This window comes from Proteiniphilum sp. UBA1028 (assembly GCF_002316955.1).
Classification (GTDB): domain Bacteria; phylum Bacteroidota; class Bacteroidia; order Bacteroidales; family Dysgonomonadaceae; genus Proteiniphilum.
Genome location: NZ_DCEN01000011.1, coordinates 6,140 through 17,183 on the forward strand (window position 1 = coordinate 6,140; position 11,044 = coordinate 17,183).

Annotated in this window: 9 protein-coding genes; 7 read left to right on the forward strand and 2 right to left on the reverse strand. The window is 52.5% G+C overall.

Annotated features, from left to right (window positions below):
- From B3Z75_RS01305 to B3Z75_RS01320, 4 genes are all read left to right on the forward strand, one after another.
- The coding region (locus B3Z75_RS01305) for an SRPBCC family protein (RefSeq protein WP_294066933.1) at positions 1 to 381 on the forward strand (381 nt) is incomplete at its 5' end.
- A 353-nt stretch (positions 382 to 734) separates the two neighbouring features.
- Positions 735 to 950 (forward strand): (4Fe-4S)-binding protein, encoded by a 216-nt coding sequence (locus B3Z75_RS01310; protein WP_294066938.1) that lies wholly within the window; start codon positions 735 to 737, stop codon positions 948 to 950.
- Positions 947 to 1,234 carry a GNAT family N-acetyltransferase gene (locus tag B3Z75_RS01315; RefSeq protein WP_294066941.1) on the forward strand — a complete coding sequence of 96 codons (288 nt, stop codon included), beginning with the start codon at positions 947 to 949 and terminating at the stop codon, positions 1,232 to 1,234. The genes B3Z75_RS01310 and B3Z75_RS01315 overlap by 4 nt, the downstream gene beginning before the upstream one ends.
- Positions 1,235 to 1,256: 22 nt before the next feature.
- Complete coding sequence (locus B3Z75_RS01320; RefSeq protein ID WP_294066944.1) at positions 1,257 to 3,143, forward strand: AMP-dependent synthetase/ligase; 1,887 nt, start codon at positions 1,257 to 1,259, stop codon at positions 3,141 to 3,143.
- Positions 3,144 to 3,176: 33 nt separating this feature from the next.
- On the opposite strand, the gene B3Z75_RS01325 is transcribed toward B3Z75_RS01320, so the two are convergent.
- Together B3Z75_RS01325 and feoB are read right to left on the reverse strand one after the other, a co-directional pair.
- A complete protein-coding gene (locus B3Z75_RS01325; RefSeq protein WP_294066947.1) occupies positions 3,177 to 3,350 on the reverse strand; it encodes a hypothetical protein in 174 nt (57 codons plus the stop codon).
- Between the two features lie 48 nt (positions 3,351 to 3,398).
- A complete protein-coding gene (gene feoB / locus B3Z75_RS01330; RefSeq protein WP_294066950.1) occupies positions 3,399 to 5,909 on the reverse strand; it encodes a ferrous iron transport protein B in 2,511 nt (836 codons plus the stop codon).
- A 158-nt stretch (positions 5,910 to 6,067) separates the two neighbouring features.
- Between feoB and fumC the strand changes: the two genes are divergently transcribed.
- The 3 genes from fumC to B3Z75_RS01345 all read left to right on the forward strand — a co-directional run.
- Positions 6,068 to 7,465: a class II fumarate hydratase gene (gene fumC, locus B3Z75_RS01335; protein WP_294066953.1), complete on the forward strand. Its 1,398-nt coding sequence runs from the start codon at positions 6,068 to 6,070 to the stop codon at positions 7,463 to 7,465.
- A 109-nt stretch (positions 7,466 to 7,574) separates the two neighbouring features.
- Positions 7,575 to 9,215, forward strand: coding sequence for a fumarate hydratase (locus B3Z75_RS01340; protein ID WP_294066956.1), 1,641 nt, complete (start codon positions 7,575 to 7,577; stop codon positions 9,213 to 9,215).
- Between the two features lie 105 nt (positions 9,216 to 9,320).
- Positions 9,321 to 11,044 (forward strand): glycoside hydrolase family 2 TIM barrel-domain containing protein (locus B3Z75_RS01345; protein WP_294066959.1); only part of this gene is annotated, 1,724 nt, incomplete at its 3' end.

The following is an 11,044-nucleotide window of genomic DNA, read 5'->3' on the forward strand; positions in this document are numbered from 1 at the left end:
CTTACCCAACCCGAGGAGATGAAAAACTGGTATTTCAATATCTCGAACTTCGAACCCAGAGAAGGAGAAATATTCGATTTCATCGTTTCTTTTTCTGACGATGATGGAGAACATAATTTTCGTCACCTGTTTAAAATCCTGAAAGTGATTCCCGCTGAAGAGCTGCAACATACGTGGGAACATCCCGGACACAGCGGAGGAACCTCTGTGCTTACCTGGGAGCTTTTTCCCCGTGAAGGGTCTACCAAAGTGGTACTTACGCACGAAGGGATTGAGACTTTTCTTGATGAGGGAAGCAAGTATTTTACAAAAGCAAGTTATCTGGCCGGGTGGACCGACATATTACAGGGATTAAAAGAATATCTGGAAAATGAGATATAGCGGCTTGTTACTTCCCTGATTTTTGATATGGATACCGGGATTACCACAACGTACAGAGATATAGTATCCGGGATAATGCCATTCAATCCGTTGACATGGCACATTACACGGCCGGGCCAGCTTCTGCTAAATGCGGATGCGTCAAAGCCTGTCCGTCGGAATCTTTCCGGGATAGACTATTCACAGTTTGCCGATCATGCCAGCGGTCCCCCTCAATGCCACGTATTTCGACCGTGAACACGGTATTTTTTTGGATGAAAGCAGTAATTTATGGCGAAGATTATGGTATTGGCCGGTGAGGCCGATCAAAAAAATGATAACTTTGGGATTCATTAATTCAATATAGCCAGACGATGAAAACAAAAGAGTACACCAACGGAGAGATTACAATTGTATGGAAGCCCGATGCATGCATTCATTCGGGTGTATGCGTCAAAACACTGCCCAATGTATATAAACCCAACGAGCGGCCATGGATACAGATGGAACATGCAACCAGCCAGGAAATGATTGATCAGGTTGCCAAGTGTCCCTCGGGGGCATTGAGTATAAAAAAAGAAGGAAAATGACGAGGATCGAACAGAAAGACAACGGCAAGAAAGGCCGGTTTGTCATGTATGAAGATGATCTTCCCGTCGGGGAAATGACTTATGTGTGGATTGATGATTCCAAGATCATCATTGATCATACCAAAATAGAAGAGACTCACGGAGGAAAAGGATATGGCAAGCAGCTGGTGATGGCGGGTGTAGAATTTGCGCGAAAGCAGGAACTGAAGATAATTCCGCTTTGTCCTTTTGCAAAAAAAGTGTTTGACAGAGATGCCGGCATTCAGGATGTGAGATTTTCATAATGTATACCAATCAATATTCAATATGGGAAAAACAATTATTGCGCTGCTGCAGGAGACAGTAGAGAAATATGGAGAGCGGCCCTTTCTTTATGAGGCACGCAACGGCGCAGAATATAGCTCACTCACTTTCCGTGAGGTGCAGGAGCAGTCAATCCGCTTTGCGGCGGGCCTGATGGCACTCGGTCTTAGGGCAGGGGAGCGGGTGTCGCTCATCTCGGAGGGGAAGAACAACTGGGTGCTGGGTGAACTGGGTGTGCTCCACGCCGGGGCGGTCTGCGTGCCGCTCTCGGTGAAGCTGGAGACGGTGCAGGATATCACCTTCCGCATCAACCACTCCGACTCGGTGATGGTGCTGGCTTCCGGTCAGCAGATCGCGAAGCTGCGCCCCATGAAGGGGCAGTTCACCACGGTGAAGCGCTACATCCTGCTCGACGCGGTGGAAGATCAGGCGGAGGATGAGATCTATTTCGACAAGGTGCTCGAGCTGGGCGACGCCCTGCTCGCGGCCGACAGGAAGCAGGTGGAGGAGCGGATGGCAGCGGTGGAGCCCGACAGCCTGGCCAACATCTCCTACACCTCCGGTACGACGGCCAACCCCAAGGGGATCATGCTGTCGCACGACAACTATGTCTGCAACGCCGAGCAGGCAGTGGACCATCTCAACGGTATCCCCTCATACTTCCGTACACTGCTGATCCTGCCGTGGGACCACTCCTTCGGACATACCGCCGGCATCTACGCCTTCATGAAGTGCGGTGCCGCCATCGCCTCCGTGGCGGCCGGCAAGAGCGCCATGGAGATTCTGCGCAACGTGCCCAAGAGTATAAAGGCGATCAACCCCCACCTGCTGATGAGTGTGCCGGCGCTGGCCGCCAACTTTCGGAAGAACATCGAGACGGGGATCGAGAAGCAGGGGAAGACCGCCTGGCGCCTTTTCCGCCAGGGACTGAAAGTGGCATATACCTACAACGGGGAGGGCTACAACCGGGGGCGTGGAAAACGGGCTTTGTTAAAACCGCTCGTTGCTTTCTACGATAGGATGATCTTTTCGAAGATACGACAGAACTTCGCCAGTAACCTGCAGTACTTCATTGGCGGCGGTGCCCTGCTCGACATCGAGCTGCAACGCTTTTTCTATGCCATCGGCATACCCATGTACCAGGGCTACGGCCTCTCGGAGGCGTCGCCCATCATCTCCGCCAACTGTGCACAAGCCCACAAGCTGGGCTCCTCGGGCAAGACCATGCCGCGCATGGAGATCCGCATTGGCGATGAGGCGATGAACCCGCTGCCGGTGGGTGAGAAGGGCGAGATCCTGATCAAAGGGGGTAACGTGATGAAGGGATACTGGAAGAATCCGGAAGCGACAGCGGAAACCATCGTCGACGGTTGGCTCCGTACCGGCGATATGGGTTACCTCGACAGCGACGGCTACCTCTATGTGCTGGGACGCACCAAGTCGCTGCTGATCAGCAACGATGGCGAGAAGTTCTCTCCCGAGGGGATCGAAGAGTCGATCATGGCCCAGTCGGAGTTCATCGACCAGTGCGTGCTGCACAACAACCAGAGCCCCTACACCACGGCCCTGCTGACGGTCAACCGGGAGGCGCTGAAGCGACGCACCTCCGATCCGGTAGAGGCATCACGGGTTATCGCCGGTGAGATCGCGGCCTATATGAAGGGGGGCAAGCACGACGGCCTCTTCCCCCACCGCTGGATCCCCTCCGCCTTCGCCGTGATCGAAGAGTCTTTCAGCGAGAAGAACGGGATGGTCAACTCCACCATGAAGATCGTGAAGCACAAGGTGTATGAAAAGTATGCCGACCGGATTGCAGAGCTACATACGGCAGAAGGGAAGCAACCCGATTCGCCTGCCAACCTGGAGGTGCTGGCAAAACTGATGAAGTGAATACAACAAGACAATCTGGACTGATGTGATGACTCAAATAGAACGGGGGAGTGACTCTTCCGTTTCTTTTTTCGGCAGTTCGCACATGTTGCAGCCGCCACAGTGGGAGAAGTCTTTTTTCGTAAAAAAGAATTGATAAATCTCTCGCAGGAGAATGATTCCCACAACAATGCCAATGATGATAACAATAAAAAGTTGTATGTCCATAATCTTACAACAAAATGAATGGATAAAAAGTTTGACAGCCCGTAAATCCTATATGAGCAGGCTCCCTGCCTGATGCACTACAAGGGCAATGAACCAGGCCAGGCCGGTGGAGTATGCTACGCTGAAAAGTGCCCACTTCCAGGAGTGTGATTCCTCCTTGATGGCTGCAATGGTTGCAATGCAGGGGAAGTAGATCAGCACAAACAACAAAAAGCCGATGATGACAAGCGGAGTGAACACAGGTGGCCCGTCGGGATACGTCTCGGCTTGTAGTCTTGCCTGCAGCGACTGCTGGTCTTCGCTGTCACCGGTGTAAAGCACACCCATGGTGCTGATCACAATCTCCTTGGCGGCCATCCCCGAGAGAAGGCTCACCGATATTTTCCAGTCGAATCCCAGCGGCCGCATCACCGGCTCAATAAACTTCCCTATTTTTCCGATATAGGAGTTTTCCTGATGTTCCCTGTTCCTTTCATGAGCAATATCGGCAAGCAGGACATCCCGTTCGCTGCTGCTGATTTCGTTCCGGTTGAATTGAGTTTCTGCCTGCGCTGCCTTCGTGTCGAATCCTGCTTCGCGTTGCTGGTTTTGCGGGAAGTACCCCAGGAACCAGATGACGATGGAAGCGACGAGGATGGGACCTCCCATCTTTTGGAGATACTGCCGTGACCGGTCCCACATATGGGTGAAAATCGATTTTAGGGTAGGCATTCTATAGGGAGGCAGTTCCATCACAAACGGTGTCTCTTCCTCCTTGAAGAGTGTTTTGCGGAACAGGCGTGCCGTAAGTGCCGCAATCAGGATGCCGAAAGCATACAATCCCAACAGCACCATGCTTGCCCGGGAGGGGAAAAATGCGCCTGCAAACAGGATGTATACCGGCAGGCGGGCGCTGCACGACATGAAAGGAACAATCAGCATGGTAATCATGCGGCTGCTGCGGCTTTCAATGGTGCGGGTGGCCATCACGGCGGGCACATTGCAGCCGAATCCCATGATGAGCGGAATGAACGATTTTCCATGCAGGCCAATCTTATGCATCAGCTTATCCATGATGAACGCCGCACGGGCCATATAGCCGGAGTCCTCCATAAAGGCAATGAACAGATAGAGGATTACAATGTTGGGCAGAAAGACGATGACGCCGCCCACGCCGCCCACAATGCCATCCACGATCAGTGCTTTCAGGGGGCCTTCCGCCATGTTGCTCCGGATCAGGTTTCCCAGGCCGGCCACAAGCCATTCGATCCACTCCATGGGGTAGTTTCCCAGGCGAAAGGTTGCCTCAAACATGATCCAGAGGAAGAGGAAAAAAAGTGGAAATCCCAGATATTTATTCGTGACAATGGAATCCAGCAGTTTTGTTTTGTCGGCAAAATGAATTTTTCCGGTGAGTGTCTCTTTCAACCCCCCGGCAATGAATCCGTAACGGGCATTTGTGAATGCCGACTCCGGATCTTCGCGCAGCAACTTCTCGATATAGGAGCGTTCCTTGTCTCTCCGTGCAAAGATCTGTTCCCGTTTAGAGAGCGTCTCTATGCGACCTTCCACCTCCTTGTCTCCTTCCAGCATCTTCATGCAGATATAGCGCAGCGGCATGTGCCAGTGTGTTATATCACTCTGCATAAGTTCCCGTTCCATGATGGAGATTGATTTCTCCAATACCCTACCGTAAGGGATTTGTACCGGGTTGCGTTCCCTGGCCCGGTAAACGGTGATTACTTTTTCCAGTAGCCGGGGGATTCCTTCCCCTCTTTTGCCCACCGTAGGGACAATGGGCGTGTTAATGAGCGCGGAGAATTTCTCGTGATCAAAGGTGCGTCCACTCTCTTCCAGCTCATCGTACATGTTCAGGGCGATGACCATCGGTACTTGCAGATCAAGCAATTCGGTCGTAAGATAGAGGTTCCTCTCTAATGCCGATGCGGATACCACGTTCACGATCACGTCGGGCTTTTCCTCCAGCATGTATTTACGGGCGTACAATTCCTCCGGAGTGTAGGCCGACAACGAATAGGTGCCGGGAAGGTCGACCAGCGTAAATGAGTAACCGTTGTGCTTCAACGTCCCCTCCTTGGCATTCACCGTCACTCCGCTATAGTTTCCCACCCGTTCGTGTGCCCCGGATGCCAGGTTGAAGATGGAGGTTTTTCCGGAATTGGGGTTTCCCAACAGGGCTACTTTGATGTTCTTTTTTGGTACGTACAGATGTCCGGCACGATGACGCCTTTGGCGTCTTCTTCCGTTCCTGCCACATGGTTGCGCTGCAGACAATGCTGTGTCTGCAAACAATAGCGGGCCATCCGAATAAAGGGCGGTTTTCTCAGCCTCTTCTTCAAGCATGGATATCTCTATCATCACCGCTTCACTACGTCGCAGCGACACTTCATATTCCATGATCTCATACTTGATGGGGTCTTTCAGCGGGGCGTTGAGCACCGACTTCACTTCCTCGCCCCGTACAAACCCCATTTCCAGGATACGTTTCCTGAAAGCGCCGCTACCATTAACTTTTATGATGTATGCTTTTTGTCCTGTTTGTAGTTCTGACAGACGCATAAAATTCAACTCCTTGTTTAGCCTGCAAAGATACGTTTATTTTCCGCATTATTTATATCAATTATAAATAATAATGTTATAATAGCCTTGCTTGGCGTTGTTTTTTTGTATATTTGAAAAGTGTATGATGTTACAGGTCAAAATAAAAAGCAGATCATATGGATTACAGAATCGAAAAGGATACACTGGGAGAGGTGAAAGTTCCTGCCGACAAGTTATGGGGACCACAGACGGAACGGTCGCGTAGTAATTTCAAAATAGGAGCACCAGCCTCTATGCCCATCGAGATTATTTACGGATTTGCCTGCCTGAAAAAGGGGGCTGCCTATGCGAATCACGAGCTGGGTGTGTTGTCGCTGGAAAAACGGGACCTCATCGCACGGGTGTGTGACGAGATGCTGGAAGGAAAACATGATGAGCAGTTCCCGCTGGTAATCTGGCAGACAGGGTCGGGCACGCAGAGCAACATGAACGTGAACGAGGTGATTGCCAACCGGGCCCATCATCTGACCGGCAAAAAAATAGGCAAGGGCGATAAGACGTTGCAACCCAACGATGATGTGAACAAGTCGCAGTCGTCCAACGACACGTTCCCCACCGCGATGCACATTGCCTGTTACAAAAAGATTGTAGAGGTGACCCTGCCCGGGTTGCGGCAGCTACAGCGATCGTTAGCATCGAAATCGGAAGAGATGGCAGGGGTGGTGAAGATTGGTCGTACCCACCTTATGGATGCCACGCCCCTCACCCTGGGGCAGGAGTTTAGCGGGTATGCCGCTCAATTGGAGTATGGCATTCACGCCATTGAACACACGCTGCCGCACCTGGCCGAGCTGGCTCTCGGCGGTACGGCTGTGGGCACGGGGCTCAATGCTCCCAAAAACTACGATGCGGCTGTAGCCCGTTACATCGCGGCATTCACCGGCTTACCCTTTGTGACCGCCCGTAACAAATTTGAAGCCCTTGCCGCACACGATGCCATCGTGGAGACCCATGGCGCCCTTAAACAGGTGGCGGTTTCCCTTAACAAGATCGCCAACGACATTCGTCTGCTGGCTTCGGGCCCGCGGAGCGGTATCGGGGAGATCACAATCCCTGCCAACGAGCCGGGATCGTCCATCATGCCGGGGAAGGTGAATCCCACCCAGGCAGAAGCGCTCACCATGGTGTGTGCCCAGGTGATCGGCAACGATGTGGCAATTACCGTGGGAGGCATGCAGGGCCATTTTGAACTCAATGTGTTCAAGCCGCTGATGGCTGCCAACTTCCTGCAGAGTGCACAGCTGCTGGGAGATGCAGCCGTCTCTTTCGATGTCCACTGTGTGTCGGGCATCGAGCCCAATAAGCCACGCATTCAGGAGCTGTTGCATAATTCGCTGATGCTGGTCACAGCCCTCAACCCGATGATTGGATATTATAAAGCCGCAGAGATTGCCAATGCGGCACACAAGAACGGCACCTCGCTGAAGGAGGAGGCTGTGCGCCTGGGGTATGTGACGGCAGAAGAGTTCGACAGGTGGGTGCGCCCGGAAGATATGACTGGCCCAATGAATTGATTGTCATTTTGTACGGCATCGTTTTCCGATGCCGTTTTTTCTTTGTATTTTTGTCTCTTTGTGAACAAAACCGGACAGTTATCAACGAATCAAACAATACAAATTATTTATGGCAAACAAACCATTTCAGTATCAGGAGCCTTTCCCCTTGTCGAAGGATCAGACCGAGTATTATCTGCTCACCAGGGAGCATGTCTCCGTGTCAGAATTTGAAGGAAAGGAAATTCTCAAAGTGTCAAAGGAAGGATTGACGCTGTTGGCGCAGACCGCCTTCCGCGATGTGGAATTTCTGCTTCGTCCCGATCACCAGAAGCAGGTAGCCCAAATCCTTGCCGATCCCGAGGCGAGTGAGAATGATAAGTTTGTGGCACTCACCTTTCTGCGCAACGCCGAGATATCGGCAAAAGGAATTCTCCCCTTCTGCCAGGATACGGGCACGGCCATCATCACGGGCAAGAAGGGACAACAGGTGTGGACCGACGGCAACGATGAGGAGGCGCTCTCACAGGGGGTCTACAACACGTTCGTCAACGAGAACCTGCGATATTCCCAGAATGCTGCGCTGAACATGTACGATGAGGTGAATACCGGCACCAACCTCCCGGCACAAATTGACCTCTATGCTGTTCAGGGGAATGAATACAACTTCCTTTGCATTGCTAAAGGGGGCGGATCTGCCAACAAGACCTATCTCTACCAGGAGACGAAAGCATTGCTTACACCGGGGAAGCTGGAAAGCTTCCTGATTGAAAAAATGAAGTCGCTGGGTACCGCTGCCTGTCCCCCTTACCACGTGGCCTTCGTGATTGGTGGCACCTCGGCAGAGGCTAACCTGAAGACGGTGAAGCTGGCATCGGCCAAGTACTACGACAACCTGCCTACCGAAGGAAACGAGCTGGGCCGGGCTTTCCGCGACATTGAACTGGAAAAAAGGCTGAAGAAAGCCTCCGAGGAGCTGGGACTGGGAGCACAGTTTGGAGGGAAATATTTTGCGCACGATGTGCGGGTGATCCGCCTGCCGCGTCACGGTGCCTCCTGTCCCGTGGGGATGGGCGTCTCCTGCTCGGCCGACCGCAACATCAAGGCGAAGATCAACAAAGAGGGAATCTGGATCGAAAAGCTGGAGGACAACCCGGCACGGCTCATCCCCGAAGAATATCGCCAGGCAGGCGAGGGAGGGGGCGTGAAAATCAACCTCAACCGGCCCATGCCAGAGATCCTGGCCGAGCTCTCCAAATATCCGGTATCCACACGTTTGTCTCTCAACGGAACCATCATTGTGGGACGCGACATCGCGCATGCGAAGCTCAAGGAGCGTATCGACCGTGGCGAAGGACTGCCACAGTATATCAAGGATCATCCCATCTACTATGCCGGTCCGGCTAAGACCCCTGCAGGGTATGCCTCCGGGTCAATGGGCCCCACCACCGCGGGACGCATGGACTCCTATGTGGACCTGTTCCAGTCGCACGGTGGCAGCATGATCATGCTGGCCAAGGGGAACCGCAGTCAGCAGGTGACCGACGCTTGTAAAAAATATGGCGGCTTCTACCTGGGCAGCATTGGCGGCCCGGCAGCCATCCTGGCACAGAACAGCATCAAGAGCCTGGAGTGTGTGGAGTACCCCGAGCTGGGTATGGAGGCGATCTGGAAGATAGAGGTGGAAGATTTCCCGGCCTTCATCCTGGTCGACGACAAGGGGAACGACTTTTTCAAGGTGGTAACGCAGCCCAACTGCTCGCTCAGTTAGATACTGCTAAGTGGTATCCGATAGATTTTAAGAAGATTGGGTAACCCCGGTTATCCAATCTTTTGTACCCCATTGATATATTAAATATATTAAACAAGATTAAGGATGAAAAGAATAATATTTATTTGTGTCGCCCTTATTGCCGGTCTTTCCCTTTTGTGGGGGCAGGGCAGGATACAGGTTACGCTGGAGAAAGGGTGGAAATTTACACGGGAAGACAACCCCCGGGCATCGGAAGTCGGGTTCGACGACAGCCAATGGCAGTCGGTGCGTGTACCGCACGACTGGGCCATCTATGGTCCCTTCGATAAGCAGAACGACATCCACCGCATGGCCATCGTACAAGACGGACAGACCACTGCCATAGAGCATTATGGCCGTACGGGCGGACTTCCTTTTGTCGGTGCGGGGTGGTACCGGAACAGTTTTTCTATTCCCGGTTTTTCGGAGGGGAAACGAGTGGTCATCCAGTTCGACGGAGCCATGAGCAACGCCCGCGTTTTTGTCAACGGACAGGAAGCAGGCTATTGGCCCAACGGGTACAATACTTTTTATTTCGATATCACTGGGTTGCTTAACCAGGATGGGCAGAACAACACACTGGCTGTTCGCCTGGAGAATTTCGAAGAACAGTCGCGTTGGTATCCCGGTGCCGGGTTGTACCGGAACGTGCATCTGATCACTACCAATGACGCGTATATTCCCGTATGGGGTACGTACGTAACAACTCCTGAGGTCAATGATGACTTTGCACGGGTGAATATTCAAACGAAAGTGCATACCCCCGGTGAAGGTGTCTATAAATTGATTACAGAGATAATGGATGCTGAATCCAATAGGATTACTTCTGCAGAAGCTGAATTAACGCGGTTCAACCTGAATCAGTTTTCACAGGATCTGATCGTGGAGAACCCCAGGCTCTGGGATGTCGGACAGCCTAACCTCTATAAGGCGGTATCAAAACTATACAAGAATGGGCGCTTGGTGGATGAATACATCACCCCCTTTGGCATCCGTACCATTGAGGTGATTGCGAATGACGGTTTTTATCTGAACGGCAAAAAGATTAAGTTCCAGGGTGCTTGCATGCATCACGACCTGGGACCGTTGGGCGGAGCCGTGAATGAGGCTGCCATCCGCCGCCAGATACGCATTATGCAGGATATGGGAGTGAACGCCATTCGCACCTCGCACAACATGCCCGCACCCGAATATGTGCGTATTGCCGACGAGATGGGAATGATGCTGATGGTGGAGACCTTCGATGAGTGGGCCATCCCCAAGGTGCGCAATGGTTATAACCGCTATTTCAAGGAGTGGGCCGAAAAGGATATGGTCAATGTGTTGCATCATTACCGGAACAACCCCAGCGTGGTGATGTGGTGTATTGGCAACGAGGTGGAGGAGCAGAGTAACCCGCAGGGTGCCAAGGTGGCCCGTTTTCTGCAGGATATCTGTCACCGGGAAGATCCCACCCGTCCTGTTACCAATGGCATGGATCGTGTGGATCAGGTCTTCAACAACTATATGGCAGCCATCATGGATGTGCCGGGCTTCAACTACCGCTCTTTCCGCTATCAGGAGGCATACGCGAAGCTGCCGCAGCAGATTGTGCTGGGTAGTGAAACTACTTCTGCGCTCAGCTCACGCGGGGTCTACAAGTTCCCGGTGGAGCGGAAGGCAATGGCGATGTACGATGATCATCAGGCTTCCTCCTACGACCTGGAGCATGCCAGCTGGTCGAACCTCCCCGAAGATGATTTCATCCAGCACGATGATCTTCCCTATACCATCGGCGAGTTTATCTGGACCGGCTTCGACTATTTGGG